This is a genomic window from Polyangium jinanense (assembly GCF_028435365.1).
The window spans coordinates 112,126-137,135 of sequence record NZ_JAGTJJ010000022.1 but is presented as its reverse complement, the minus strand read 5'-3'; the positions used below and the strand labels follow the sequence as shown (position 1 = coordinate 137,135).

Below are 25,010 nucleotides of genomic sequence, written 5' to 3'. Positions count from 1 at the left end.
CAACATCGCCGCCGGGGGGGGCGGGCTTCCGCGATGGGGGCGAGCGGAACCTCGAAGGCCACGAGAAGCAAAAATATCAGTGATTTCCGACCGGAACAACAGGGACGAGGGCCGCCCCCTCAAAGCTTCTCAAGTGCGACGATCCAGAAACCGCCCAGGTGCCGGAGCGGGGAGTCGCAGAGCGCGTGCTCGGCGCGAACCAAGGCGCTGCGGACGAGAGGCACGCGCATGACGGCGGCCGCGGGCGTGACGATACGCACGCCGCGCGAGGCGCGGACACGCACACCAGGCGGAAAAAGACGGGCGGCGCCCCACGGGCTCACGAAGCGGGTGTAGACGGCGTCCTCCTTGGTGCGCGCGCTGATGGCGCCGGCTGGCAGGAAGCGCTTCACGAGGCCGCGCAGGCTCACGGGGTTGTAGAGCTCGGCGAGGATGGTTCCGCCCGGACGAACCACGCGCGCCATCTCGGCGATCGCGCGCTCGAGCTCGCGGATGTGCGGGAGCACCTTGAAGGCGCAGGCGACGTCGAAGCTTGCGTCGGGGAAGGGGAGATCGGTCGCGCTGCCGACGGTGACGTCGAGGCCCCGTGCGCGGGCTTTTTCGAGCATGCCGGGCGAGAGATCCACGCCCCGGGCCGTGCGCGCGAAGTCCGCGATGCGCCGCAGTAACAGGCCCGTGCCGCAGCCGACCTCGAGCACGTCGCGGCCCTCGCCGAAGCGGCGGAGGAAGTCGATCTCGAGGTCGTCGACGAGATCGTGGTAGCCGGAGGTGTCACGTCCGTCGCGGCGGTCCTCGTAGCGCTCGGCGAACTCGTCGTAGTACGCGCGTGTCGCCTGGAGGTGGTCGTCGTGCGGGAGTGATTCTCGCGGCGCTTCGTTCATCGGGGCCGGTTGTAGCCCAAGGCGGGCGCGATCGCAGCACCGCCGCGCGTGTCGGGGCGTGACGCCGGTCGCTGCCGGCCCTATGGATCGTTTGCTGCCTGAACGGGCGGCCGGACAGGAGGCGACCATGAAGCCCGGCGATCACCCTGACTTCTACAAACTCGCGCCCCCGCCGGGCACGTCGCGCGAGAGCACGATCGTGCTCGATCGCGAGGGCCGCTTCTGGCACGACGGCGCGCGCGTGGATCACCCCGCGCTGGAAGAGGCGCTCCATCGCTGGATTGCGCGGCACCCGGACGATGGGCGGCTCATCCTCACGAACGGCTACGACTGGTGTTACTTCCGCGCCGAGGAGACGCCGTTCGTCGTGCGCGCTGTTCGCGTCGAGGACGAGGGGCAGAGGGCGCTGCTCGTGCTCTCGGATGGCACGGAGGAGTCGCTCGATCCGCGCGTGCTCTCGGTGTCGAGCGAGGGCGTGGTCTTCGCGCGGGTGAAGGCGGGCGCGGAGGATGCGCGTTTTTCGCGGCACGCGCAGGCCGGCCTCGCGCCGCTGCTCGTCTCGGCGGAGCCTCCGATCGTGCGTGTGGGCGACGTGTCGGCGGAGCTCGAAACGCGCGCCGCTCAGTAGCGGTACTGCCAGAAGAGATCGAGGCCCGAGCTCGGCTGCTGGTTGATTCCTCCGAAGCCGAACGATCCGCGCAGCGCCCAGTTGCGCTTGAAGCGCCAGTCGAGGTTCAACTCCGTGCGGTTCTCCGTGCCCTGCGTCGTGCCCGTGGGACTCTGGATGCCTTCGAGGCGGCTCGACGCGGGCGAACCTTCGTAGCTCGCCTGCGCGGTCACGGTGTCGCCGAGTTCGTAGATCACGGTCGTGCGAAGCCGGCCGGCCTCGGTCGTCCCGACGCGCGTGGACAGACCACGGAGCGGGGCGATCTGCGACAGGATCGCGTTGATCTGCGCCGAGGCGATCTCGCCTCCCACCACGCCGGCCGCAACGTCCGCCGCGCGCGGCGACGACTGCGCCGTCGCCTGGGACTGCGTGTCGGACTTGGACTCGGGCGACTCGCCGATGAGGATCATCGACAGGATCGCCTGCTGCGACATCGGCGGGCTCGATCGGAACCTGAGCTTCTGCTCGGTGATCGGCTTCAGATCACCGACGTAGTCCACGAACACGCGCGTGCCGTCGGGAGCATCCCAGCGCGCCGTCACGTTCACGTAGGGGTTGCCCGCTTCTTCCGGACGCAGGCGCACGAGACCCCGCTCGATCTCGAACTTCTTGCCGACGATCTCGAACGAGCCGCGGCCGATCTCCACGTCGCCCGAGAGCCGCGTCTCGTCCGTGAGCGCGACGCGCGGCGGCGCACTGCCGCCCGTGAGCTCGAGATCCGCGCCCATGCCTTCGATTCGGATGTCGCCGAGCTCGAACGTGATCAGGTACGCGAGCGCGTCCTTCGGGCGCTCCTCCTTCGGCGGGCCGAGCGCGTGCGAGACCGCGACGTCGGGGTTCGCATCGAGCGACTGCACGCCACGCGTGCTCGACGCGGGCAGTGCGAGATGAAGCTGGGGCACGCTCACCGTGAGCGACACCTCGCGCCCCTCCCTCTCCGCCGCGAGCACGATCCTCCCGTGCGCGTGCCCGAGCGGCACGCCCTCGAACGTCACGGGCAGCTCCTCGTCCCGACCGATGCGCAGCTCGCCGTGCGCCTCCTGAAAGGCGAGGCCCTTCATGTGCACGATCGCAGAACCCTCGACGGCGCCGCTGATGCCCTCGGCGCGGAGGTCGTCGAAGCGCAGCTCGCCCTTGTCCGTCGTGCGGATCGAGACGCGCGTGTTCTTGAACTCCTGGCCGATCTGCGGGACGTGGAAGACGCCGTTGCGCACCTCCATGTTCGCCTCGATGCGCCCGTCGTCCTCGCCGAAGCGATGCAGGCCGACGCGCAGATCGCCGTCGAGCGTACCGTCGAGTCGCGAGAGCGTCCCGGAGACGAGCGGCGTGAGGCTCGCGAGGCGGAAGCGGTTCGCCTTGAGGAGCAGGTCCGCGGGCCGCGTCGCGTCGATCTGCGGGGCGATGCCTTGCCAGTCGACGCCCGCGTAGCCCGTGGCGTCGATGCGCCCGCCGCCGCGGCCGACGAGCTCGAGCTGCGCCACGCCACGCGCAGGCTTGCCCGCGCCGCCAGGGTTTCCGATCGAGAGCTCGAGCGTGGCGCGATCGAAGGACGACTGGCTGCCGAGCTCCAGGCCCGACACCTCGAGGCGCCCCGCGGCTTCGGGCTCGTCGCCGCGCTGATCGAAGCGGAGGACGCCGCTCACGCGGCCCGCGACGTCGCGATCCGCGAAGAACGGGATTAGCTCCAGCGGCAGATCACGCAGCGTGGCGCGCGCGCTGCCGCGGGGCTTGATGGCGCGGCCCGCGCGCAGCGCGGCGAGGTCGACGTCGGCGTTTGCCTCGACCAGGGCGAGCTCGCGTGCGTCCTTGCGCACGGCCGCGCGCAACGTCGCCTTGCTCGCGTCGTAGGTCGCGGTTGCATCGATGTCGACGGGGAACGCCCACGGGCTCGGGCCGAGCGTCCGCGCGTCGTGCGCGAGTCCGAACCCGCGCGCGTTCACGCGGATCGCCGGCTTTTCGAGCGTCCCGCTCGCCGAGGCCGAGAGCGCGATCGCGCCCCGGATCGGCGGGAGCGCATCCCGCAGGACCGAGGGCAACGTCTGGAACGAGCGCACCGTTCGCCGCGGGATCGTGAGCTCGGCCGTCCCGCGCGATGCGAGAAGCGAGGCGCGCCGCTTCTTCGGATCATCCACCAGCGTCGGCAGATCGAGATCCACGTGGGTCGCGAGCTCCACCATCGTCGACGTGTCGAGGAGCGACAGCGTCACGTCCGTCGCGCCCGTCGCGCCGTTCAGCGAGCCCGAGGCCGCGACGTCCATCGAGCGCGACTCCCACGCGGGTTTGTCCTCGCCGAACCCCACCGGCCCCGCGACCACGAGGCCACGCGTGCGCACGTCGAGATCACGCACCGACACGAACCGCTGCCCGGCGGGCCGCTCGATCGCGAAGCTCGTCCCGAGGCGACCCGAGACCTCGCTGAGGACGAGCGCGACCGGCAGGCGCCGCGCGATGCACCGCAGATCCCAGTCCGGCGCGTCCACGCGCGCCGAGCCCGTGAGCCGCGCCCACGTTCCCGGATCCAGGAGCGGCCCGCGCAAATTCCCTTCGGCGCCGGAGATCCGCACCTCCGCGATCGATCCGTTGCACGCGTCCTCCGCGCCGGACTTGTCGCGATCGACGAGGCGGAACGTGCCATCCATCGCCCCACGCGAGCCGTCGAACGTCGCCACGAGCGAGCCGCTCGCCCCCGTGATCGGCAATCCCCCGGCCGAGAACGTCGCGTCCTCGACCTGCAGGTGCACGTGCCCTTTGCGCCCGTCCCTCGTGCGCGTGAGCGCGACGTCCACGTCCGCGAGGCCCCGCAGGTTCCGATCGAGATCGAGCAATCGACCGAGCCGACCGAGGTCCACGCCCTCGCCCTTGAGTTTGCCCGTGAGCTCGCGCCCGTCCACCGCGAGTGTCCCTCCGAGCGAGCCCACGCCCGGCCCCTCGGCCGTGAGCCCCTCGATCGCGAGCGCTCCGCCCTCGAGCGCGACGCGCTTTGCTTTGCCCTCGATCTGCTCGCCCTCGCGCGACAGACGCAGCGCCACCTCGCGCGCGCTCTTCTCCTTCGTCTCGATCCGCGCCGACGCTTCGAGCTCGCCCACGTCGCCACCTTCGAGCCGCGCTTCCACCTTCGGCGCCGTGACCGGACCACGCACGTGCGCCGTCACCTTGTCCGCGCCGCGCCCGCCCGCGAAAAACCCTTCGCCTTCGAGCGTGGCCTCGACGTCGAGTTTTTCGAACGGCCCGCGGATGCGTCCTTCCACGCGGCCTCGTTCGAGCGACACGCCGCCCTTCGCGTGGAGCTCGTGCACCGAGCCGGTGGCACGCGCGTCGATCTTCCCCGCCTGGATCGCGCCCTCCACGTGCACGCGTGCGCTGCCCGTCGCGGGACCTGCGAGCCGCGGCGCCGATTCGAGCGACGCAACGAACGTCTCCGCCTCGAACCGCACGGCGCCGCCCGGGCGCACGACAAACGATCCGGATGTCGGCGCGCCCTGCTCGTGCAAGGTCACGCGGCCTTCGAGCTCGCCGTGGTCGTAGACGAGGTGCACGTCGGCCGCCGGCACCGGCTGCTCTTGCACCACCATCGGCTCGGTCCTCGCCTCGGCCACGAGCCGCAGCGCGGGGTTCGTATCGAGCACGAGCCGCGCGTTCATGTCCACGTTCGCCTCGGGCAAACCATCGACGAACATGCGCGGATCGACGTCGTCCGCGGTCACGTCGAGCGCAAGCCGCGCCCCGCGCGTGACGTCGAGCTTGCCCCGGAGCGCGACCGAGCCTGGCGATCGCTCCGCCGGCGTCACATCGAGCCGCCCCTCGACCTCGAACGAGGGCGCGTCTCCTTCGAGCGTGACCTTTGCCGAGACCCGATCGCGCAGGGGCAAATCCGGCACGAGCTGCCGCAGATCCGCGGGCTCGGCGCGCGGCAGCTCGACCGCCGCGGAGACGTGCGCGCCTTCGAGCGACGCGCGCGCCAGCACCTCGACCGGCCCCGCGTGCCCGGCGAAACTGCTCCACATCCGCATCACCGCCGCCGGGCTCGTCGGATCGGGCGTCGCGTTCGTCGTCGTCGCCTCGGGCGGCGTGTCGATGTGCAGGTGGTAATCGACCGTGCCCGCGAGTGGCACGTGCGCGAGCGTGCGCTCGCGAATGCCCGTCTGCTCCACGTCCACGGCGACCCCGCGTGGCGTCACGTGCACCGAAGCGAGCAGGCGCGTCACGTCCGCGTCGAGCGCGCGCGGCGGCGCCACCTGCCCACGCACGTGCGCATGCCCGATCTCGATCCGTTCGAGCGCCACCGTCGTCGGCTGCTCGGACGCTCGGTCGACTTCCCCGGGCTTCTTGGGTTTCTTGGGCTTCTTCGGCGTCGGCCGTGGCTTGAACGCCGTCTCGATCCCGAGCCGCTGATCGGGACCGCGATCGAGCACCACCTCGGCCTCCTCGATGCGGATGTGGGGGAAGGCGAGCTTGCGTTCACCCGTACCGAAGAGCGACGCGCGGGCAAATGCGAGAAGGTCGAAGCTCCCGTGGATGTGGTTCGCCCGGATGATTTCCGTGCCGTGCGGATCGAGTGTGACCGCCGATCGGACCGACACCTCGTCGAGCGCGAGGTGATCGATCTCCGAGATGACGATCTTCCCTTCGAAGAGCGATCCAAGCGCCTGATTCGCGACATCACGCGCGAGGCGGCGGAACGGGCCGACGTCGAGGTGCAGTCCCACGGCAAGGGCGGCGGACCCGGTGAACACCACACAAAGCCCGAGCGTGGCGGCGCCGGTGGCGAGCGCGCGGCGCACCCGTCCCGGCCGCCGCGGCGCGGCTTTCGATGGGGAATCACGATCGGCCGGCGCGCTCGAGGCCACGGCCGTAGCATAACGAATTACCGCCGGGTTTCACGGCCTCCGCGCCCCGCAGTTTCATGCTTTCGCGGACGGGCGGAAGTCCGCGGAGAATCACGATCCGCCCGCGGCGATCATGGGCAGAGGCTCGGCAGCGCTTCGGCCTCGGCGAGGAGCTCGGTGTAACTCTCGATCCGGCGCCCGCCGTGCACCGTATCGTCGAACTCGATGAACACGCGCCGCTCGTCGGGCTGCACCATCGCGTTGAAATAGGCCGCGGCGTCGGTGTCCGTATTGCCGAAGGCGTAGGTGGGGACCATCCCTTTTTGGGCGAGCATCGCGAGCTCGCCGGTCTTGTAGCTCGAAGCCTCACTCCCGAGCGCGCCCGACTTCGTCAGCGTCGTGTGCACGATCCCGTGCGGAAAACCGTTTTGGTCGAGGAACGCCCGCGTCCGCGCGCCGAGCCATTCGGGCCGGGCGGTCATGTAAAACGGGTGATAGCCCTTCGAAACGAGCACGTCGAAGAGCTTCGCCGCGTCCTTTCGCACCTCGGGCAGCTCCCCTTGCGCGAGCGCGACGAACTCCTCCGTCTCGTAGGTCGTCAGCGTCCCGTCGATGTCACTCACGAAGACCGGCGTCCCTTTCGGCACGACCTCGAGGAAGAGGTCCGTCGTCGAGAGGTCACCCTTGACAACGAGATGAACCCTGTGTCTGCCGAGCCCGAGGGCCTTCTCCTCTGGGATCTGGAAGTAGACGCGACCTCCCGTGTCCTCCACGCCCTCGACCGCCTGGTGTTCGCCATCCTCGGTCGTCGTCGCGGTCCCGAGGTGCTCCCACGTGCCAGCGCAGTCGCGCTGCACGTACACGTCGACGTACTCGCCTTTGATGTCGTCGTCGAAGGTGCCGTACGAGAACTTCGCCAGGATCCACTGCGGATCGCCGGGGTTCAGGAAGAGATCTCGCCCGCGGTGGTTCGGGTCTCCGATCGGCGGGAGGATCGAGTTCCAGTCGATGGCCACGCCCGGTGGCGGGGGAGGCGCATCACAGGCCGGGATCGGCGCGCACCACGCGCCCGGCACGCTGCCCGATCCACCGCCGCCCGTCGCATCGCCGCCTGCGCCTCCCGCGCCGCCTGCGCCGCCCGAGCCCCCGGAGGCACCCGCGCCCGTCGTGGCGCCGCTCGTCACGACATCGAAGCCGCCGCCGGTTCCACATGCGGCCATGCCCACGATCCCCGCCAAGAAGAAAGCGAACGTTCCACGCATGCCCGCCATTGTGACCCCGATCGATCCGCAGAAAAAGCGCGTCGACGCGTTGCGTCCTTCGCCCCCACAACCCTGGCGTTCGCGCCCCTTGCGCGGACGAGCGCACCTCTGCGAAGGTTCTAGCCCCCCGTATGCCCAAGCCTGATCCCCGCGTCCTCGCACGCACCGCTGGCAACTATCTGAAAGAGCACCCCGAGGAGATCGTCCGCGCCTTGCGCAGCGCCCTCGGCCTGCGCGCTTCCATCCCCATGGATGCCCTGCGTTACCTCGCGCGCGAGTTCGTTCCGGACAACAAGAAAGCCCCGAAGGACATCGTCATCGAGGCCGCGCCGCCCGGCATCCGCGTCGCCGCGACCGTCGACGCCATGGGCACGCCGCTGCGCGCCTCGCTCATCGTTCACATCGAGGAGATCGACATCTCCCTGACGGAGATGCGCATCGGGGTCCGCATCGAGGGCCTCACCCTCACCGTGCTCGGCGACTCGAGCTCGCCGCTCGCCGGCCTCTTGAAGTCCGGCGCGCTCGATCTCTCGAAGCCCGGCAACCTCGTCGCCTTCATGCCCAAGCGTCCGCCCATGCTGGTCGAAGCCAAGGACGATCGCCTCACGCTCGACCTCATGAAGGTGCCCAAGATCGCGGAAAACCCCAAGGTTCGTCGTTATCTCTCGATCGCCCTGCCCGTCGCGTCGGTCCGTGCGATCCGTACCAAGGACGATCACCTTGACGTGCACCTCAAGGCAAACATCGGAGGTCTCCCGCAAGCGATCGCTGCGGCGCGGCAAACGGTTTGATACACTGACGAACGAATGCCGCCGCCTCCTGGGCAAGACCCGTCCGCGCTCTCCTTCCTGATGCTCGCGGAGATCGCGGCGGGGGAGTCGGCGAAGGTCGATCTCTGCCGCGTGACCCACGGCCCCGCCGAGGGTCGCCTCGTCGCCGTCAAGCGCCTCCACCCGCACCTCGCCAGTGATCCCGCCTTCGTCGCCCAGTTTCGCGACGAGATGTGGATGACTGGTGCGCTCCGGCATCCGAACGTGGTCGAGGTCGTGGGCTGGGGCAGCGACGATCAGGGCCTTTACCTCGCCGTCGAGCTCGTGCAGGGCGTCTCGCTCGCGCGGCTCATGAAGACGATCTTCGACACGGGCGAGGCCTTCACCGAGCGGATGGTCGTCTTCCTCGCGCGGCAGATCTGCCGCGGCCTCGGCACCGCGCACGCCCTGCGCGCGCCGAGCGGCGAGCACATGAACCTGGTCCACCGCGATCTCACGCCCGGCAACGTGCTCTGCTCGTTCCAGGGCGACGTGAAGATCACCGACTTCGGCCTCGCCAAGGCCAAGCAGAGGCTCACGCGCACGCTAACGGGCATGGTGAAGGGCCAGCTCGAGTACATCTCCCCCGAGCAGGCCACGGGCAACAACATCGACGCGCGCGCCGACATCTTCTCGCTCGGCGTCATGCTCTTCGAGCTCTTCGCGGCGCGCAGGCCCTGGGTCGCGCCGAACGACATGGAGCTCGCGCGCCAGATCATGACCGCGCCGCCGGCCGATCTCTTCAAGCTCCGGCCGAAGATCGATCGCGAGCTCGTCAGCATCGTGAGCAAGTGTCTCGAGAAGGATCCGAAGGCGCGCTTCCAGTCCGTCGCCGAGATCCTCGCGCGGCTCGACGAGTGGCTCAGCGCGCACGGGTACATGGAGGACAACGAGGAGGCCCTCGGCCGCTTCGTCCGCCGGAACGCGATGCGCCAGATGGCCTGGTTCGAGCGCGTGATCGCGAGCCAGACGCCCGAGGTCAAAAAGGCGAAACCCCGCCCGCCCACGTTCACCGGCGGCTCGGTCGTGGCCCCGCTCCCGAGAGACCCGCCGAAGCGAAGCGATTCGCCCCCGCCCACCGAGCGCCCGGGCACGAAACGATCGGCCGAGGCCCAAGGCCCGCTGAGCACCGACGCGAACGAGCTCACCGAGGACACGACCGCCGAGGCCAAGGTGACGCCGCGGCGGCTCGGGACGCTGCGGAACGCGCCGCGCATCGTCGAGGGGCGCGGTACGGGCGAGGGCGAGGTCGACTGGGGCGAGGAGGTCCCGACCCTCGTCAAAGGTACGCCCGAGCAGCTCGCCATGCTGCGGCAGCAGTTCAAGGGGGGCAAACCCTTCGATCCGAAGCTCGTCGCCCCCGACGTCGCCGCCGCGCGCCCCGCGCCCCTGCCCGAGGCCCCCGAAGACAAACGCGTCGTGCTGCCGAGCTTCGCGACCGTCATCGAGGGCAAACTCCCCGCCGGACCAGCTCGCCGCGAGGATCCCCCCGACAGCGAGGATCTCGACGATCCCACCGCGCCCATCGGCGACATGCTGCGCAAGGTGCGCGCCGCGACGGCCGCGCGCGCCATGCCTCCGGCGCCGCCCGGTCAGATCGTCCCCGCCGATCCCTCCGTGCCCTTGCCGCCCATCACGAGCCGCAGCGGAGGGTCGGCGCCTCCGCCCCCGCCCGTCGCCGAGCCGAGCGGCGAGGATCGACTGCGTAGCGAGGCCGAGCGGCTCTCGATCGAGGCCATGCGCCTCGCGGACGAGGCGAAAGCCGCGTACGCGCGTGCCGAGCGGAAGGCCGCGCTCGCGAAGGCCACGAGCGACGCGGCCGCGCTCGCCGCGGAGGCGCTGCGCATCGGAAAAGCGCAGAGCATCACGGACGGCCTGCGCCGGCTCGAAGTTGCGCTCGCGATGGAGCGATCGGCCCGCGCGACCGAGGGCGCAGCTGCGCAGACCGTGAGCGCGCCGCCTCCGGGCTTCGCGGCCATGGCGCCGCCTCCGATTCCGCCTGCGCCGCAGATCCCGGCGCTCGCCGCGCCGATGCCGTCCCCGTCGGCGCCACCGATCGGGGGCCCTTCCATTCCGGCGCCGCCGCCGATTCCGCCCGCGCCGCCCGTGCCGGGTCGTTCGGTGCCGCCGGGCGCGACGCGCCTGCCGGATCGACACGCTTTGCCTGCGCCCGAGCTCGACGCCGATGCGTTCACCACGCGCCTCCGGCCGCGTGTGCTTGGTTTGCAGACCCCGGCGCTCATCGCCATCGGTGTTGGTGTGGTCGTCATCTTGGTCGTCGTGATCCTGATCAGCATCTCCTGACGCGCCGTGGCGCGAGCCTTCGGCGCTTGATCTCGGAAGCGGCCTTTCGCTACCGTGATCCGCGATGAGCAAAGACGAAGAATGGGTCATGATTGCCCTGGACCCGAAGATGTCTCGCCGCCAGGGGATGCCGCCGCAGCTCCCCATTCCCAAGAGCGAGTTCGAGGGTCTGGCCGACAAGGGCCTGTCCATCGAAAACGCCCGCAAGTGGATCAAGTCGTTCCTCAACGACTCGCCCGCGGGCAAGGATGGCAACTGGCGCAAGAAGAACAGCCAGCTCGTCTCGGCGCTGGAGGTCTTCCTCGACAAGGCGCCCTTGCTCGATCGCGCCCAGAAGGGCTTCGCCGAGAACGACTTCGAAAAGGCGCTCTCGGCGCTCAAGCGCATCGCGTCGATGGATCCCGACGATCACGCCGCGCGCCTGAACCTCGCCGCGGCGCAGACGGCCTTGCGTGATTACCCGGCCGCGCTGAAGACCTATCAGTCGATCCGCAAGACGTTCGAGGGCGACGCGGATTATCACGTCGGCCTCGGCCAGGTCCACGCGACCATGAGCAACAAGGACGCGGCGATCGACGAGTTCGTCCTGGCGCTCGAGGCGCAGCCCGACTGCCAGCCCGCGCTCGACGCGCTCGCCAAGCTCGGCGTCCTCGTGCCCGTCTACGAGAACCCGCGCGACGCCACCTCGCTCACCTACGTGCGCAGCGACAAGGTCGACGAGTACCTCGCCTCCGTGTGGGACGCCGAGGCGCGCGACGCCGCCTATTACCTGGAGCAGCTCGCGTATCACGAGCGCGAGGCCCGCCCGATCGTGGTGCTCGCCATCGCCGAGCGCATCATCAAGCTCGGCGACGCAGCTTCCGCCGAGCGCGGCGAGCTCGCGAAGATCGCGGCCCTGCGTGACCTCGGCCGGCGGGACGAGGCCCTCGCGGCGGCGAAGGCGTACGTCGAGAAGGCGCAGTCGGCGGGTGCGTACGTCGAGCTCGGGCGCTCGCTCGCGGCCGCGGGCAACGCGGACGAGGCGCGCGCGGCGCTCGACAAGGCGCTCGAGGCGGATCCGGGCGATCTCCTCGCGCTTCAGTATCGCTTCTGGCCCGCGGACGCGGCCACGAACATCCAGGGCGTCTCGAACGCGATCCCGGCGCTCACGGCGTTCGCCGAGGCGCACCCGAATGCGGTGGGCGCGTGGCGCTCGCTCGCGCGGGCGAAGATCGCCACGGGCGCGAAGGACGAGGGCATCGACCTCCTCAAGAAGGCCGTCGCGCTTCGCCCGGAGGACGACGACCTCCGCGCCGAGCTCTGGACGCAGCTCGGCAACGAGAAGCGCTACCAGGAGATCGTCGAGGACGCGGGCAAGCTCGAGAACCTGGCGAAGCGCGATTGGAAGCTTCGCTGGAACGAGGCGGAGGCCTACCTCGGCCTCGAAAAGAAGATCGAGGCGCGTGGCGCATTCTCGGCCATCAATTTCGACGAGTCGCTGCACGTCGACATCCGCAAGCGCGCCAAGCGCGCGGTGAAATCGATCGACGAGGGTCTGACCCTCGGCGGCGTGATGTCCAATCCGGAGACGCCGCCCGCGGCGACCTGATTTTCGGCGCGAATACGAAAAAGGCGCGAGCCCCGCGAAAAGGGCCCGCGCCTTTTCCTTTTTGTTTCCCCTCGACGCGAATCACTTGAACGGCGTCGTCTCGTCTTCGGTCGTCACCGCTCCGTAGAGCCCCCCCACGATGGCGCCGAACACGAGGTGCCCGACCACGAACGCGAGGATCCCGAGCCCGCCGTACTTCGACATGAAGAAGCCCGGCGCGCGCATGGTCTCCGGCACGAGCGGGTGCATCATGCCGAGCAGGCCCACGAAGATGCCCGCGAGCGCGGTGTGCACGAGCGAGACCTTGAGGCCCGTCGCGACGCCTGCGCTCCGCGTGATGGTCTCGAACGCGGCGCCGTAGGCGATGCCGATGAGACCCGACGTCACGGTGATTACGAGGAATCCAACGAGCCACGACATGCTGCTCGGCGCATTGCCGGGCAACGTGCCGAGTAGCTGCATGACGTCCGCCGACGCGCCGGCCGTGTGCGCGGCCGTCATTATCAGCGTCGTCGCGGCGCCGCCGACGATTCCTGCGAAGAATGCTCTCCCGACCTTCATGTCCTCCCTCCTTTTCCCGTTCGGGGGCGCGGATCGGGTGAGCCGAGAGGCGGCCGAACGGGCGTCCCCGAGCATCCTCGGGCAAACGGAATGCCAGGCGGCCTCGTCCGGCCGCGGGAAGGCCATTCCCGAATTCAATCGGGAAGAGCGGACGATGACGAAGGAAATGGGAGAGGAAGCGGGAATCGCTGGGATGTTACGAGGATTGTCCGTGCGTGGGGAACGCACGTGAGCAGAACGGGCGCGCCTCGCTCAATCGGAGATGCAGGTGTTCAATGTGGAGGAGCACAGCTCCTGCGCGCAGCTCAGGCACGTCGAGCTGATGGGGTACGCATCGCAGACGTCCACGCCCGTGGCGCAAGCGTCCGCGCACGACACGCACGCGCAGTCGAGGAAGGTGATGTACGTCGAGGTCGACGTCTCGCAGAGCGAGCCCGCGGACGGATCGAGCACGTAATTGTAGCAAGCCTGGCAGGTCTGGGCGGAGCAATCGATCGGGTCGGAGCCCTCCGCGCAGAGCCCGGTGCCCTCGGGTTCGTCGCAGTACCCGTCGCCGGCCGAGGGACACGTCGGGACCCCGCAATCGATCGGATCGGATCCCTCCGCGCAGAGGCCGGAGCCTTCGGGTTCGTCGCAGTACCCGTCGCCGGCCGAGGGACACGTCGGGATCGCGCAATCCTTCGTGTCCGATCCCGCCGCGCAGAGGCCGTCGCCCTTCGGCGCGGGCTCATTGCAGACGCCGTTGTTCGCGAGGTTGCAGGTCGGCGCCGGGTTCAGGCACGAATCGAGATCGCTCTCCTCGGCGAAACACACCGACTCATCGTAATCGCCGTCGGAGCAGGCGGCGTCGTTCGTCAGGCAGGTGAGGTAGGTCGAGTATTCATCCTTGCAATCGGCGTCCCCGGCCTCGTCCTTCTGGTTGATCTTGTCGTCGCGGCACGACGCCAGCTCGTCTTCCGTGCACTTGTTGCAATCGCAGCGCTGATTGCAGTATTTGTCCTCGGCTGTCTCGGGGTCTTCCCCGCCGCAGGCGGCGAACAGCGTCGCCGCCGCGAAAAAAAGCAGGATCAAGCCTTTGGCCATGCGCTCGTGGGTCATTGGTGCTCCGGCGAATGGGTTGAGGGCGCCGCGCGCCGGCGCCACGAAAGAAAGGTGCGGCCTTCGCGTACCTTTGTGAAGGTTATCACGGCCCTCGCCGCGCGTCCAGGGCGGCAGGGGCCCTCCGCGTTCGCTCGGAGAATTGGGCGCCCTTCAGCGCCTCGACGCCGGTTCGGTCAGGGCCGCCTTCGGGCTGGATTCCGTGATGAGCCGCGCGCCGCGCTCGTACGTCAGGTAGGAAAATGCCCAATCGAAGAGCACGAGGAACCGATTCCGGAACCCGATCAGGAAAAATACGTGAATCAGGAGCCACGCGAGCCACGCGACGAAGCCCGAGAGCTCCAGGCGCCCGAAGTTCGCCACCGCCGCGTTCCGTCCGATCGTGGCCAGCGTGCCCTTGTCGAGGTACCGAAACGGCTGCCGCGGCTCGCCTTGGATCGACCGCACGATGTTCCTCGCGGTATGGCGCGCCTCCTGGATCGCCGCGGGCGCGAGGCCCGGTACGGGGGATCCGTCCTGCTCCAGCGCGGCGAGATCGCCGATCACGAAGATCTCCGGGTGTCCGGGCACCGACAGATCCGGCGCGACCTTCACCCGCCCCGCGCGATCGAGCGGCGCGCCGACGGCCTCGCCGAGCGGCGAGGCTTTCACGCCTGCGGCCCAGAGCACGGTCTTCGCGGCGATACGCTCCTCGCCGATCTGCACCCCTTCCGCGTCGATTCCCGTCACCCTCGCGTTCGTGCGTACCTCCACCCCGAGCCGCTGGAGCTGCCGCTCCGCGCGCGCCGACAGCAGTGCCGAATACGTGGGCAGCACGCGATCGATCCCCTCGACCAGCACGATTCGCGCGGCCGTCGGATCGATCACCCGGAAGTCGTTTGCCACGGTATGGTGAGCGACCTCGGCCAGCGTCCCGGCGAGCTCCACGCCCGTCGGCCCTCCGCCCACGATCACGAACGTCAGCCACGCGGAGCGATCTTCCTGGGAAGGCGCGCAGCACTCGGCCTTCTCGAATGCGAGGAGCACGCGGCGCCGGATCTCCAGCGCGTCCTCGAGGCTCTTCAGTCCCGGGGCGAGGGGTGCCCATTCCTCGTGCCCGAAATACGAGTGACTCGCGCCCGTCGCGAGGATCAGGTAATCGTATACGAACGTCCCGGCCGACGAGGTCACCGTTCGTTCTTTCGGATCGATGCCCGTGACCTCGCCGAGGAGCACCCGCACGTTTCGTTGATCGCGCAGGACGCGTCGGATCGGCGCGGCGATCTCGGCCGGGTTCAGCCCTGCGGTCGCGACCTGATAAAGAAGCGGCTGGAAGAGGTGGTGGTTCTTGCGGTCGAGCAGGGTGATGCGCACGGGCGCGTGGCGCAGCGCTTTGGCGGCATAGAGCCCGCCGAAGCCGCCGCCCACGATGACCACATGGGGCAGGTGCAGCGGCTCCTTGCGTGATTTCGGGGTACGGCCCGGCTCTCCGAACGTGATGGGGCTCCCGCGTTCGTCCGAGCGGCGCTGTGCGATTCGCGCGCTGCGCGGCGTCTGCTTCGGCCCCTTCGCTCGCCCTGTCGGACCTTTCATGCCCGGGGCGATGCAATCGTTGGTCCAGGCGAGGTGGTCGGGCGGCGCGGACGGGCGTCCGGGGCCGGGGCAGGCCTCAGGAATGCGTCTTGACCCAGTCGTTCATGTAGACGGCGCTTCCGTCCCAGCCTTCGCGGAGCTGCTTTTCGGCCGAGCTCTCGATGAGACCCCCGATGCCGAAGACCTTCGCCTCGATGACGATCTCGGCGATGCGGCGGACCTTGCTGTCGCCGATGCGCTCGATACGCATCACGCCTTCGTTACGCAGCTTGTCGGCCATGGTGCCGGGGGTCATCTTCCACGACCAGACCTTGCTCTTCTTGTCGAACCGGCCTTCTTCCGTGTAGCTGAAGTTCGAGCCGAGCACCTTGGCCACCGGGCCGGGCACGCTCATCTTGGGCGTACCGGCGACCTTACGGATGGTTTCGGTGTCGCTGTCGCGCTGCTCGAGGATGCGGAAGTCGGGGAAGCCCAGGTGGCCCCGGTAGAGCTTCTCGTTGAATTCCTTGTCGAAGAAGATCTTCCAGAACGTTTCCTCGTTGCAGTTGATCTCGTTCGTGATGGTGAACTTGCCCATGACGTCTCCTGGTGTCTGCCCGGGGCCGATCTCGCGCCTCGCGGGGCTTCGTGGGCCTTCGGGGCTGGGAAGGGCGGCGACTCTACCAGCGAGGGCCGTCGATCCATAGCCTCCTGGTGACGGCACTTTGCTGCGCCGCCCGGGGCGGTCTCCGCCCATGGCATCCGCGATGCAGAGCGTCATGGGGCCTCGGCTTGGTGCGCATCTCGTGCTCGGTGCGTGTCCGGGGCGGGGGCCGAAAGAAAATGAGATAAGCAGGAACTTTTTTGTTGCAAAGTCGATCCCAAACGAGTATTCCTCGCCCGAGACTTTCCACATGTTGATCCGCCCTGCGACCGACCGAAACCACGAACGAGCCAAGCTGACGGCAGCGGGCGTCGTGTGCGTGGGCATCGATCGGCTGCAGCGTGCGGGACAACTTGCGCCCAAGTCCGGCAAAACCGAGTCGTTTCGCGGGTATACCCTTGGTGATTCGCGGCAGCTCGGCAACCCGGCGGAGGGCACGTAGGCGGTAGAGCAAGCGTCATTCTGACGACTGCGAAGGCCGCCTCGGGAGATCCCAGGCGGCCTTCGGCGTTTTAGGCCTCTTCCACGGCGTTTTCCTCTTTGGGGCGTCGTGGGGGTGGTGGAAGGGGAGTGTTTCGTCCTCGAATGAGGGTCTCGTATTGAGATCCTTGGCGGGGAGACGTGTATCGAGCGGGGCTTTCTTGGTCCTGTGCGCCTTGCGTAGCGGGGCGCGGGGGCCTTCTTGGGCTTCGTGTTGAAGACCGATCGTGAGGGCGCGTGACGCGCTCGGGGCAGGCGTGTATCGATTGCATTAGCGTCGATTGCGCGCGCGTGTCGGGGTCGTGGTGTGTCCTCGGTGAGGGATTGCATCGACGTGGATGCGATGAAGCCCGAGGTGTATTCGCAGCACGCGGATCCGTAGTCTCAATGGGTAGAGCAGCCGCCTTTTAAGCGGAAGTGTGGAGGTTCGAGCCCTCCCGGATCCACCTCCTTATATAGAGAGAAAGCTTGGGGCTCCATTTCGAAGCGAACGGGGTTGGAAAGATACGAAAATAAAATCGACGAGCCATCAAAACATTTCCTTGCCTCGAACGTCGAAATGGATGTACAACAAACGCGAGGGGACGGGGAAGGGGCAGGGGAGAGCGCCTGCGCGTGAGCGCGCGGGATGGGCTCTCTCGCAGGCTGTCGAGAAACGCCGCGAGAGCCCCGGAGCTAGGGAGGAGGACGCAGGAATACTTCCGTATTCCGCGGACGACGACCGACGATCCGGGGCGCGCAGCAAGTTGATCGACAGCCTGCTGCGGATCCGTAGCTCAATCGGCAGAGCGTCCGCCCTTGAAGCGGAAGCGTGGAGGTTCGAGGCCTCCCGGATCCTCTGCGGCTGCGTGAAAACGCAGTCGACGAAGTGGAGAAAATGAAATCGACGGGTCGACGAATAAAATGGTTGACCGAACGTCGAAATGAATGTAGAGAGACGGGCGAGGGAATGGCGATGGGCAAGCATCTGTATCTCGAGAACACGAAGGGCGACGCCGGCGAGCTGCCGGTCGCGGGCTTCTTCGGGATCTCGGGGCGGCAGAGCCCTTCGCGCGATCAGGCGGCGAGCGAATCGTGCTCGACGGCGAATCGTGGTCTCGAGCCTCTCGATACGGGTGGATCCTAGGATCGTCACGACGTGACGTGTCCGAGGAGGCCGCCCGGGAAAACCCTGGCGGCCTTCGTCGTTTTTGCGCCTCGAGCGCGGCGACGGGGGCGTGGGGACGCGGTTTTGGATCCGTAGCTCAATGGGCAGAGCATCCGCTTCTGAAGCGGAAGCGTGGAGGTTCGAGGCCTCCCGGATCCTCCATCTGCCGAATGCGAATACGGCAGACGATGAAAATAAAATCGACGGGACGGCGAATAAAATGGTTGACCCGAACGTCGAAACGAAGTAAAGATAAACGGGGCGAGGGAATGGCGATGGGCAAGCATCTGTACAACGAGGACGCGATGGGGAACGCCGGCGAGCTGCCGGGCGCGGACCCGAGCGACCTCCTGCAAAGCCCTTCGCGGTATCATGCGGCCAAGGAATCGAGCTTGGTGCGTGGTCTCAAGCCTCTCGATACGGGTGGAGCCTAGGATCGTCACGACGTGACGTGTTCAAGGAGGCCGCCCGGGAAAACCCTGGCGGCCTTCTTCGTTTTCGTGCCTCGAGCGCGGCGGTGGGGGGCGCCGGGGAAACGAAAAAGAGAAGTTTGTGGACGCTGGGCATGGGTGAGCCCAGGTGGCTGTAAACCATCCGCGTTTGCTTGGAGGTTCGAGTCCTCCCGTCCACACCGGCGCGTGAAACCACGCGCGTGAGGAGACGTGCGCCCGAGGAGCGCCGTCTGCTTCGGATTCGTAGCTCAAGGGTAGAGCAGCCGCCTCTTAAGCGGCAGGCGAGGGTTCGATCCCCTCCGGATCCACGACGCATCCCACCTCTCCGGAGGCGGGACTCGTTCTATGACAATCGATTCCGATACACAACGCAATGCCGCAGGGGCACGTCGCCCCTGCGCGTTTCAACGTAGCTCAACCGGTAGAGCACTCGCCTGTTAAGCGAGGAGATGGGGGTTCGAAGCCCTCCGTTGGAGCCGCATTTTGCCCTCGTCGCTCGATGGTCGAGCGCCCTGCCTCGTATCCAGGGTCTGCCCGGTTCGATTCCGGGCGAGGGCTCCGCTTCTGGCGGTGGTGGGGTCGCCGTGCTCCTTGAAACGGGCCCGGCGACCCCACCACCAACCCCCCCGATATGCATCAAGCCCCGTTCGTCTAGCGGTCAGGAACTCGGACTTTCAATCCGAGGGTGGTGGGTTCGACTCCCCCACGGGGCACCCTTGCGTGGGCGTTACTCATCTGGCTGAAGAGGGCAGGTTGTGACCCTGTGTAGGCGGGTTCGATTCCCGTACGCCCAACCGAGGGACGGGTCGGACGATCTCGGTTATCCAACAGCAAATTGGTGCAATAGCACCGAGATCCAAACGCTCATCCGTCGCTCCATCACTAGCTTTTCCTTTTCTTTCGCTCGCCCGCAGCGCGGGCCGGAGGTTCCCATGGCCAACTACATCCAGCATTTCGCCGCGCTGTTCACGCGACAAACGGACAAGGCGCGGCCCGATCAGGTCGAAAACGACGCAGGCGGCTTCGTCTTCGAGCTCGACGACTGGGCCCGCCTCGACCGGTGGCTCGTTCTCGGCAGCGAGGGCGGCACCTACTACGCGACCGAGCGCGCCTTGACGCAAGACAACGCGCGCGCCCTTGGCCGTTGCCTCGATGCGGACGGCGAGCGGACGGTGCGGCGGATCGTTGAGATCAGCCGCTCGGGCCGCGCGCCCAAGAACGAGCCCGCGATTTTCGCCCTGGCGATGGCCGCGGGGCACGCCCGCCCCGAGGTCCGCAAGTCCGCGCTCGCGGCCTTGCCCGAGGTTTGCCGCACTGGAACGGATCTCTTCCACTTCGCGCGAGCGGTGGAGGGGTTCCGGCGCTGGGGCCGCGGCCTCCGGAGCGCGATCGGCGCGTGGTACCAGGGCAAGAGCCCGGATGAATTGGCATACCAGGCCGTGAAATATCGGCAGCGGGACGGCTGGAGCCACAAGGACCTCTTGCGGCTCTCGCACCCGACGCCCGTCACGGCCGAGCATGGCGCAATGTACCGCTGGATCGTCGGCGGTATGGCCGCCCTGAAGAACGAGGCGGCCAAGGGCGGCGCTCTCGACCCCGAGAAGCTGCCGGCCCTCGTGCGGGCTTTCGAGGAGGCCAAGGACGCGCCGCGCGAGCGGCTCGTCACGCTCGTGCGCGAGCAGCGGCTCACGCACGAAATGGTGCCCACGGAGTGGAAGAACGACCCTGCCGTGTGGGAAGCGCTGCTCCCCCACATGCCGCAGACGGCGCTGCTCCGGAACCTCGGCAAGATGACCGCCGTCGGACTCCTCGCGCCCATGAGCGCGGCCGCGAGGCTCGTGGCCAAGCGTCTCACGGACGTCGAGCGTCTCCGGCGGGCCCGGATTCACCCGGTGAGCGTTCTCTCCGCGCTGCGCGTGTATGCGCAAGGGCGGGGCGAGCGTGCCCAGAAGCGCGAAAACGCGCTCACCTGGGAGCCGGTGTGCGAGATCGTGGACGCCTTGGACGAGGCGTTTTACCTCGCATTCCGGTCCATCGAGCCGACGGGAAAGAAGCACCTGCTCGCCCTCGACGTATCGGGCTCGATGGATTCGGGCACGATTGCGGGGATCCCGGGCCTCACGCCTCGGGTCGCGAGCGCGGCCATGGCCATGGCGACGGCGCGCATCGAGCCGTCGTTCAGCACCCTGGCCTTCGCCTCCGCGGGCGGCGCATTTGGCCCTCGCGGCTCGGGTGTCATGTCCTTGCCTCTGTCGCCGAAGCAACGCCTCGACGACGTGGTTGGCATGGTCTCCGGTTTGCCCTTCGGCGGCACGGACTGCGCGCTGCCGATGATTTGGGCTCAGAAGAACAAGGTCGAGGTCGACACGTTCGTCGTCTACACGGACAGCGAGACCTGGGCGGGTGAGATTCATCCTTTCCAGGCGCTTCGCGATTACCGTCAGGCGATGGGCCGTCCCGCAAAGCTCGTCGTGGTTGGCATGACCTCCACGGGCTTCACGATTGCCGATCCGCAGGACCCTGGCATGCTGGACGTCGTGGGCTTCGACGCGGCCGCACCGCAGGTAATGGCCGATTTCTCGAGGGCCTGAAGTTGCAGTCGAAAGGACGAGGGAGCGCGTGCCTCCACACGCGCCTCCTCGCCCGGTTTGCTCCCGTATGCATTCTGGTGAGGCAGCCTGATTGTCGATCAGGTGAGGGCGGGTTCGAATCCCCCCGGGGGCGCTGGGACAATCGTCGTGTACACCCGTCATCACACCCTCGCCCGGGGGCCGGGCCGAACGATGATGGTTATCGCAATTGTCCCACGTTTTTGCCGTCGTAGCTCAGTGGGTAGAGCACCTAAAATACCTTTTCCGACAACTCGTCCGAGTCGGGCCGGCAGGGGAAGGTTATCATTTGTCATGAGGCGGACACGGGTTCGAGCCCCGTCGACGGCGCAGATTTCGTGGTTCGGGGTGATGGTTCAACGGAAGAACACTGCCCTTGCACGGCAGGGATCGGGGTTCGAGTCCCCGTCATTCCACTCGTTCGCAGGAGTCGTTCGGAAGCACCAGGGCCATGAGCGGGAGGCCAGGCGGTGTTTCTGGGCGGCTCCCCTCTGGGGTCGTAGCTCAGTGGGTAGAGCACCTGGCTGGCAGTCAGGGGGTCGCCGGTTCGAATCCGGCCTTCTCCACTCTCGTTTTGCCCTCGTATGCATCTGGTGAGGCAGCCCGATTGTCGATCGGGCGAGGGGAGTTCGATCCTCCTCGGGGGCGCCTTCGAATGGGGTGATGGTTCAATCTGGGTAGAACACTGCCCTCGCACGGCAGAGATCGGGGTTCGAATCCCCGTCATTCCACGAATTGCGGTGGTACTTCAACGGTAGAATCCGAGTGTGCCATACTCGGGATGGGAGTTCGACTCTCCCTCACCGCGCTCATGCACCCGTATTGCTAGTGGGTCAGGCAGCCAGATTCTCAATCTGGTGACGCGGGTTCGATTCCCGCCGGGTGCGCAAATCCGCCGAGGGGGTGAGCTGCTGACTCGCCTCCTCTTTCTTCTCCCTGTCCTGGCGGCCAGGCGTCGGTCTACGAAGCCGACTGGCGAGGTTCGACTCCTCGCAGGGAGACCATGCCCTCGTCCTGCCGGCAATGCAGGCGCGAGCCTCCGAAGCTCGACGTTCCAGGTTCGACTCCTGGCGAGGGTATGTCCGAATCATCTGGGTGTGGCTCAACCTGGTAGAGCGCCGGCTCGGGGTGCCGGAGACTGGGGGTTCGAATCCCCCCACCCAGACCATGTCCACGTGGCGTAACGGGCAAACGCGGCGGTCTTAGAAACCGTTTCTTGGGGGTTCGAATCCCTCCGTGGATATACATGTCATCGTGGCGGAATGGCATACGTAGCAGGCTGAGATCCTGTGCCCGAAAGGGCGTGTGGGTTCGACTCCCACCGATGACACCGAATTGGCAGTTTATCTGGGTGTGGCTCAATCTGGTAGAGCGCCGGCTTTGGGAGCCGGAGATTGGGGGTTCGAATCCCTCCACCCAGACTGGCGCGCGAATCATCTGGGTGTGGCTCAATCTGGCTAGAGCACCGGCGTCGGGAGCCGGGGATTGGGGGTTCGAATCCCTCCACCCAGACCAATGTCCACGTGGCGAAACTGGCAAACGCAGCGGTCTCAGATACCGTGCCGAGAGGCATTGAGGGTTCGATTCCCTCCGTGGACACTCATGTCGTCGTGACGGAATGGCATACGTGACAGGCTGAGGTCCTGTGCCCGAAAGGGTATGTGGGTTCGAGTCCCACCGACGACACCAGCATCCCGCTGCTCGGGTGACGAAATGGCAAACGTGGCCAGCTCAAACCTGGTCGATTGGGGGTTCGAATCCCCCTCCGAGCACCGGACATCTGCAGTTGGAGAAAGCCATGAAGAAGAAGAGGTAGACGGAGAGGTGCATCATGACCGCGCAAACGTTGCTGCTCACGCCTTGGATGGTGCCACATCAGGTCATCTCCTGGCAGACCGCCGTGACCCTGAGCTTTCTGGGTAAGGTGGAGGTGCTCGAGACGTACGACGACGAAATTCGTTCGCCCACGATGACCATTCGCGCGCCGGCGGTCGTCCGGCTCAAGCGTCATGGGAATTCGCACAAGCGCGGCGTCAAGTTTTCCCGCACGAACGTGTTCGTGCGTGACGACTTTCGCTGCCAGTACTGCGGCGTCCAGAAGGACGCGGGCGAGCTCACGTACGACCACGTCCTGCCGCGCGTGCAGGGTGGCCGGACGGTCTGGGAGAACATCGTCGCGTCTTGCCAGAGCTGCAATGCGAAGAAGCGCGGTCGCACTCCGGAGCAGGCGGGCATGAAGCTCTTGAAGAAGCCCGAGAAGCCCCGGTGGTTGCCTGCGGCCCCCGTCATCCGGCTCGGCGCTCGCAGGATTCCCGACATCTGGGTGCATTACTGCGCCGCGAGCTGAGGTTCCCCTCGCGCTTCGCGGCTGAGCATGGGTCTCATCTGGAGCCGCTTCCCCGGGGCGCTGCCCCGGGGCGAAGCGCGCCCGCGGGACCTTTTTTGATCAATCCCTCACTTAGGAGGCATTTGTGACGCTCGAAACGAATCAAATCGTGGGCGTTCGGATTCGTTTGCCCATGGAGTCTGCAGCCGTCGCTGCAATCGTGCTCGTTGGTGTCCTGTTGCTCGCAATCGCCTCGCGGATCGTCGAGGCGAACGGGGCTTCATCGCGGGCAGGCGCGCGCTCGATGAGCGCGGCGTCGCCTTCCAGCGCGCCCGACTCGGCGCAGTTGCTTGCAGATCGAGGACGCCCTGGGCGCCGGTTCTGAGCATGACCATCCAACGTGACCCTCTAACCTCACCCCCACGCGGCGCTGCGGCGCCGAGAGGGGGATTTGGAAGAAGATCTGATCAGGGATCAGGCCTGTTTGGAAAACAGTGCGCACCCTCCGGGGTGTGAGGTTCGAGTCCTCCTTCTTCCGCCGTGGAGAGCATTCCGGGTGTGGACCCGGCGCCGTTTTGAACACGGAGGGCAGCCTCGCTGCGGGGTTCGACTCCTCTGCTCTCTGCCATTCTGGAAGACGAACTGATCAGGGATCAGACCTGTTTCGAAAACAGTGGGCACCTACGGGTGTGGGGTTCGAGTCCTCCGTCTTCCGCCGACTGTATCTGGAAGCGAGAATCGGCCGTGGGGCCGAGCCCGTTTGCTACTCGGTGCGTGCCATTGGCATGGTGCTCGACTCACCCCGCTTCCGCCGCGAGGCTCCACAATGCGGAGACGCGTGGCCCCGTGCCGCTCCGCGCGTCGCGGAGGCTCGCTGCCTTCGTGATCCATCCGCCGCCGCCCTGGTTTGTCTGAGCGATCTCCACGAGCGGCGTGAGGGCCGCGAGGAACAGCGTGGTCGCGTCCATCATCGGCGTTCGCGTGCCCTCGTCCTCGTCCTCGTACACGTAGGGGTTTTCGAGATCCCGGTTTACGAGGAGCTGGTCGACCGCCTCGATCGCCATCCGGCGCTCGTTTTCGACGATGACGGCCGGCGCGTCGAGCTCCTTCAATCGACGGAGACGATTTCTCCGGTTCACGATGCGCCGATATGCGTCGTGTAGCGTGCGGCTGAAGCATGCCTCGCCGATGAAGGACTTTGATTCCTCCACGCTCGCCGCGCGCAAGGGGGCCGCGATCACGGGGACCGACCACCAGACGAGCTCCTTCGGGGACCAACCATTCACCCGCCGCCCCGCGGCCTCGGCCTCGCCGACACGCGCGAGCAGCGTGGCAGGGTCCTTGTAGCAAAGCTCGAAAAGCTCCTCCTCGGTCATCGCGAGGAGCGGCGCGAGCAGCAGCCGCGTGGGCCAGGGGACCACGGGATCGACCATCGCGACATGCGCGTATCGGCGGAGATCGGGCGGATCCCCGAAGAGCTTCGGGCACAGGAGCCCGCCGACCTCGAGCTTCTTCGTGCGGAAGTTCCGCATCTCCGGACGCTCGACGTCGCCGGCGGACCAGGAGGGCGTGCGCTCGGAAGCCCCGGTTTCGAGGGAGAGGCCGAGCGCGCGGCCGCCGAGCGTGATGCGCAGCCCGATCAGGCGGCCGAGCGCGCGGAGGCGCTGGAAGATCAGCGAGGAGGGCAGGTCCATCGACACGGTCACGGTGGCGGGTTCGTCGCGCATGAAGCGGCCTGTTTGCGCCATGCGACGTCGTGCGTCAATGGCCTGCGTCGGCCCGAGG

The 25,010-nt window shown here is 67.5% G+C and carries 17 protein-coding genes and 28 tRNA genes; 37 read left to right on the top strand and 8 right to left on the bottom strand.

What is annotated here, in order from left to right:
* Positions 1-119: 119 nt before the first annotated feature.
* Positions 120-881, bottom strand: a complete 762-nt coding sequence (locus tag KEG57_RS29755; RefSeq protein ID WP_272426741.1) for a class I SAM-dependent methyltransferase — start codon at positions 879-881, stop codon at positions 120-122.
* A 127-nt stretch (positions 882-1,008) separates the two neighbouring features.
* Between KEG57_RS29755 and KEG57_RS29750 the strand changes: the two genes are divergently transcribed.
* On the top strand, positions 1,009-1,509 hold the full coding sequence (locus tag KEG57_RS29750; protein WP_272426740.1) for a hypothetical protein: 501 nt from the start codon (positions 1,009-1,011) through the stop codon (positions 1,507-1,509).
* On the opposite strand, the gene KEG57_RS55760 is transcribed toward KEG57_RS29750, so the two are convergent.
* The gene (locus KEG57_RS55760; protein ID WP_272426739.1) at positions 1,503-6,395 is read right to left on the bottom strand and encodes a translocation/assembly module TamB domain-containing protein; all 4,893 of its coding nucleotides are present in this window, start codon (positions 6,393-6,395) and stop codon (positions 1,503-1,505) included. The genes KEG57_RS29750 and KEG57_RS55760 overlap by 7 nt on opposite strands.
* Positions 6,396-6,505: 110 nt before the next feature.
* Positions 6,506-7,636 (bottom strand): LNS2 domain-containing protein, encoded by a 1,131-nt coding sequence (locus KEG57_RS29740; protein ID WP_272426738.1) that lies wholly within the window; start codon positions 7,634-7,636, stop codon positions 6,506-6,508.
* A gap of 131 nt (positions 7,637-7,767) precedes the next feature.
* Here KEG57_RS29740 and KEG57_RS29735 point away from each other — a divergent pair, with 131 nt between their 5' ends.
* The 3 genes from KEG57_RS29735 (at position 7,768) to KEG57_RS29725 (ending at position 12,337) form a co-directional block, all read left to right on the top strand.
* Entirely contained in the window at positions 7,768-8,427 is a 660-nt protein-coding gene (locus tag KEG57_RS29735) for a hypothetical protein (protein WP_272426737.1), read from the top strand.
* A 15-nt stretch (positions 8,428-8,442) separates the two neighbouring features.
* Positions 8,443-10,749, top strand: coding sequence for a serine/threonine-protein kinase (locus KEG57_RS29730; RefSeq protein WP_272426736.1), 2,307 nt, complete (start codon positions 8,443-8,445; stop codon positions 10,747-10,749).
* A 64-nt stretch (positions 10,750-10,813) separates the two neighbouring features.
* The gene (locus KEG57_RS29725; RefSeq protein ID WP_272426735.1) at positions 10,814-12,337 is read left to right on the top strand and encodes a tetratricopeptide repeat protein; all 1,524 of its coding nucleotides are present in this window, start codon (positions 10,814-10,816) and stop codon (positions 12,335-12,337) included.
* 81 nt (positions 12,338-12,418) lie between these two features.
* Here the strand turns inward: KEG57_RS29725 and KEG57_RS29720 are convergent, their stop codons facing one another.
* The 4 genes from KEG57_RS29720 to KEG57_RS29705 all read right to left on the bottom strand — a co-directional run bounded on the left by KEG57_RS29720 (position 12,419) and on the right by KEG57_RS29705 (position 16,145).
* On the bottom strand, positions 12,419-12,898 hold the full coding sequence (locus KEG57_RS29720) for a hypothetical protein (protein WP_272426734.1): 480 nt from the start codon (positions 12,896-12,898) through the stop codon (positions 12,419-12,421).
* Between the two features lie 252 nt (positions 12,899-13,150).
* Positions 13,151-13,981, bottom strand: a complete 831-nt coding sequence (locus KEG57_RS29715; RefSeq protein WP_272426733.1) for a hypothetical protein — start codon at positions 13,979-13,981, stop codon at positions 13,151-13,153.
* Positions 13,982-14,149: 168 nt separating this feature from the next.
* Complete coding sequence (locus KEG57_RS29710) at positions 14,150-15,568, bottom strand: NAD(P)/FAD-dependent oxidoreductase (protein ID WP_272426732.1); 1,419 nt, start codon at positions 15,566-15,568, stop codon at positions 14,150-14,152.
* A gap of 76 nt (positions 15,569-15,644) precedes the next feature.
* Entirely contained in the window at positions 15,645-16,145 is a 501-nt protein-coding gene (locus KEG57_RS29705; protein ID WP_272426731.1) for a DUF2505 domain-containing protein, read from the bottom strand.
* A 316-nt stretch (positions 16,146-16,461) separates the two neighbouring features.
* Between KEG57_RS29705 and KEG57_RS29700 the strand changes: the two genes are divergently transcribed.
* The 33 genes from KEG57_RS29700 to KEG57_RS29540 all read left to right on the top strand — a co-directional run bounded on the left by KEG57_RS29700 (position 16,462) and on the right by KEG57_RS29540 (position 23,940).
* Complete coding sequence (locus tag KEG57_RS29700) at positions 16,462-16,653, top strand: hypothetical protein (protein ID WP_272426730.1); 192 nt, start codon at positions 16,462-16,464, stop codon at positions 16,651-16,653.
* A gap of 410 nt (positions 16,654-17,063) precedes the next feature.
* A tRNA-Lys gene (locus KEG57_RS29695) sits at positions 17,064-17,137 on the top strand.
* 319 nt (positions 17,138-17,456) lie between these two features.
* Positions 17,457-17,529, top strand: a tRNA-Gln gene (locus KEG57_RS29690).
* Positions 17,530-17,646: 117 nt separating this feature from the next.
* Entirely contained in the window at positions 17,647-17,817 is a 171-nt protein-coding gene (locus KEG57_RS29685; protein WP_272426729.1) for a hypothetical protein, read from the top strand.
* 107 nt (positions 17,818-17,924) lie between these two features.
* Positions 17,925-18,000, top strand: a tRNA-Gln gene (locus KEG57_RS29680).
* A gap of 113 nt (positions 18,001-18,113) precedes the next feature.
* Positions 18,114-18,272 carry a hypothetical protein gene (locus KEG57_RS29675; protein WP_272426728.1) on the top strand — a complete coding sequence of 53 codons (159 nt, stop codon included), beginning with the start codon at positions 18,114-18,116 and terminating at the stop codon, positions 18,270-18,272.
* Between the two features lie 118 nt (positions 18,273-18,390).
* Positions 18,391-18,469: transfer RNA gene (locus KEG57_RS29670), tRNA-Tyr, on the top strand.
* A 58-nt stretch (positions 18,470-18,527) separates the two neighbouring features.
* Positions 18,528-18,598 (top strand) — tRNA-Lys (locus KEG57_RS29665).
* Positions 18,599-18,693: 95 nt separating this feature from the next.
* Positions 18,694-18,766: transfer RNA gene (locus tag KEG57_RS29660), tRNA-Asn, on the top strand.
* A 9-nt stretch (positions 18,767-18,775) separates the two neighbouring features.
* Positions 18,776-18,848: transfer RNA gene (locus tag KEG57_RS29655), tRNA-Thr, on the top strand.
* Positions 18,849-18,930: 82 nt separating this feature from the next.
* A tRNA-Glu gene (locus KEG57_RS29650) sits at positions 18,931-19,003 on the top strand.
* Positions 19,004-19,011: 8 nt separating this feature from the next.
* Positions 19,012-19,084 (top strand) — tRNA-His (locus KEG57_RS29645).
* A gap of 138 nt (positions 19,085-19,222) precedes the next feature.
* Complete coding sequence (locus KEG57_RS29640) at positions 19,223-20,881, top strand: TROVE domain-containing protein (RefSeq protein ID WP_272426727.1); 1,659 nt, start codon at positions 19,223-19,225, stop codon at positions 20,879-20,881.
* Positions 20,882-20,940: 59 nt separating this feature from the next.
* Positions 20,941-21,014, top strand: a tRNA-Asp gene (locus KEG57_RS29635).
* A 90-nt stretch (positions 21,015-21,104) separates the two neighbouring features.
* Positions 21,105-21,229 (top strand) — tRNA-OTHER (locus KEG57_RS29630).
* A 15-nt stretch (positions 21,230-21,244) separates the two neighbouring features.
* A tRNA-Ala gene (locus KEG57_RS29625) sits at positions 21,245-21,315 on the top strand.
* A 77-nt stretch (positions 21,316-21,392) separates the two neighbouring features.
* Positions 21,393-21,465: transfer RNA gene (locus KEG57_RS29620), tRNA-Ala, on the top strand.
* A 10-nt stretch (positions 21,466-21,475) separates the two neighbouring features.
* A tRNA-Asp gene (locus KEG57_RS29615) sits at positions 21,476-21,547 on the top strand.
* A gap of 9 nt (positions 21,548-21,556) precedes the next feature.
* A tRNA-Ala gene (locus KEG57_RS29610) sits at positions 21,557-21,630 on the top strand.
* Positions 21,631-21,636: 6 nt separating this feature from the next.
* Positions 21,637-21,707: transfer RNA gene (locus tag KEG57_RS29605), tRNA-Gly, on the top strand.
* Between the two features lie 5 nt (positions 21,708-21,712).
* Positions 21,713-21,786, top strand: a tRNA-Glu gene (locus tag KEG57_RS29600).
* A gap of 45 nt (positions 21,787-21,831) precedes the next feature.
* Positions 21,832-21,903 (top strand) — tRNA-Arg (locus KEG57_RS29595).
* A gap of 87 nt (positions 21,904-21,990) precedes the next feature.
* Positions 21,991-22,067 (top strand) — tRNA-Pro (locus tag KEG57_RS29590).
* A 1-nt stretch (position 22,068) separates the two neighbouring features.
* Positions 22,069-22,142: transfer RNA gene (locus KEG57_RS29585), tRNA-Leu, on the top strand.
* Positions 22,143-22,147: 5 nt separating this feature from the next.
* Positions 22,148-22,229, top strand: a tRNA-Leu gene (locus KEG57_RS29580).
* Between the two features lie 17 nt (positions 22,230-22,246).
* A tRNA-Pro gene (locus KEG57_RS29575) sits at positions 22,247-22,320 on the top strand.
* A gap of 16 nt (positions 22,321-22,336) precedes the next feature.
* Positions 22,337-22,414: transfer RNA gene (locus KEG57_RS29570), tRNA-Pro, on the top strand.
* 2 nt (positions 22,415-22,416) lie between these two features.
* Positions 22,417-22,498, top strand: a tRNA-Leu gene (locus KEG57_RS29565).
* Positions 22,499-22,503: 5 nt separating this feature from the next.
* Positions 22,504-22,588, top strand: a tRNA-Leu gene (locus KEG57_RS29560).
* A gap of 10 nt (positions 22,589-22,598) precedes the next feature.
* Positions 22,599-22,671, top strand: a tRNA-Leu gene (locus tag KEG57_RS29555).
* A 59-nt stretch (positions 22,672-22,730) separates the two neighbouring features.
* Positions 22,731-23,246: an HNH endonuclease gene (locus tag KEG57_RS29550; protein ID WP_272426726.1), complete on the top strand. Its 516-nt coding sequence runs from the start codon at positions 22,731-22,733 to the stop codon at positions 23,244-23,246.
* A gap of 432 nt (positions 23,247-23,678) precedes the next feature.
* Positions 23,679-23,763 (top strand) — tRNA-Ser (locus tag KEG57_RS29545).
* A gap of 94 nt (positions 23,764-23,857) precedes the next feature.
* A tRNA-Ser gene (locus tag KEG57_RS29540) sits at positions 23,858-23,940 on the top strand.
* Between the two features lie 82 nt (positions 23,941-24,022).
* On the opposite strand, the gene KEG57_RS29535 is transcribed toward KEG57_RS29540, so the two are convergent.
* Positions 24,023-24,952 carry a hypothetical protein gene (locus KEG57_RS29535; RefSeq protein ID WP_272426725.1) on the bottom strand — a complete coding sequence of 310 codons (930 nt, stop codon included), beginning with the start codon at positions 24,950-24,952 and terminating at the stop codon, positions 24,023-24,025.
* Positions 24,953-25,010: the final 58 nt, after the last annotated feature.

Bases quoted from the DNA above. Each gene is read 5' to 3' on its own strand.
- KEG57_RS29755 (WP_272426741.1), bottom strand. From the start codon at position 881: ATGAACGAAGCGCCGCGAGAATCACTCCCGCACGACGACCACCTCCAG.
- KEG57_RS29750 (WP_272426740.1), top strand. From the start codon at position 1,009: ATGAAGCCCGGCGATCACCCTGACTTCTACAAACTCGCGCCCCCGCCG.
- KEG57_RS29740 (WP_272426738.1), bottom strand. From the start codon at position 7,636: ATGCGTGGAACGTTCGCTTTCTTCTTGGCGGGGATCGTGGGCATGGCC.
- KEG57_RS29735 (WP_272426737.1), top strand. From the start codon at position 7,768: ATGCCCAAGCCTGATCCCCGCGTCCTCGCACGCACCGCTGGCAACTAT.
- KEG57_RS29730 (WP_272426736.1), top strand. From the start codon at position 8,443: ATGCCGCCGCCTCCTGGGCAAGACCCGTCCGCGCTCTCCTTCCTGATG.
- KEG57_RS29725 (WP_272426735.1), top strand. From the start codon at position 10,814: ATGAGCAAAGACGAAGAATGGGTCATGATTGCCCTGGACCCGAAGATG.
- KEG57_RS29720 (WP_272426734.1), bottom strand. From the start codon at position 12,898: ATGAAGGTCGGGAGAGCATTCTTCGCAGGAATCGTCGGCGGCGCCGCG.
- KEG57_RS29715 (WP_272426733.1), bottom strand. From the start codon at position 13,981: ATGGCCAAAGGCTTGATCCTGCTTTTTTTCGCGGCGGCGACGCTGTTC.
- KEG57_RS29710 (WP_272426732.1), bottom strand. From the start codon at position 15,568: ATGAAAGGTCCGACAGGGCGAGCGAAGGGGCCGAAGCAGACGCCGCGC.
- KEG57_RS29705 (WP_272426731.1), bottom strand. From the start codon at position 16,145: ATGGGCAAGTTCACCATCACGAACGAGATCAACTGCAACGAGGAAACG.
- KEG57_RS29700 (WP_272426730.1), top strand. From the start codon at position 16,462: ATGTTGATCCGCCCTGCGACCGACCGAAACCACGAACGAGCCAAGCTG.
- KEG57_RS29685 (WP_272426729.1), top strand. From the start codon at position 17,647: ATGGGCAAGCATCTGTATCTCGAGAACACGAAGGGCGACGCCGGCGAG.
- KEG57_RS29675 (WP_272426728.1), top strand. From the start codon at position 18,114: ATGGGCAAGCATCTGTACAACGAGGACGCGATGGGGAACGCCGGCGAG.
- KEG57_RS29640 (WP_272426727.1), top strand. From the start codon at position 19,223: ATGGCCAACTACATCCAGCATTTCGCCGCGCTGTTCACGCGACAAACG.
- KEG57_RS29550 (WP_272426726.1), top strand. From the start codon at position 22,731: ATGACCGCGCAAACGTTGCTGCTCACGCCTTGGATGGTGCCACATCAG.
- KEG57_RS29535 (WP_272426725.1), bottom strand. From the start codon at position 24,952: ATGCGCGACGAACCCGCCACCGTGACCGTGTCGATGGACCTGCCCTCC.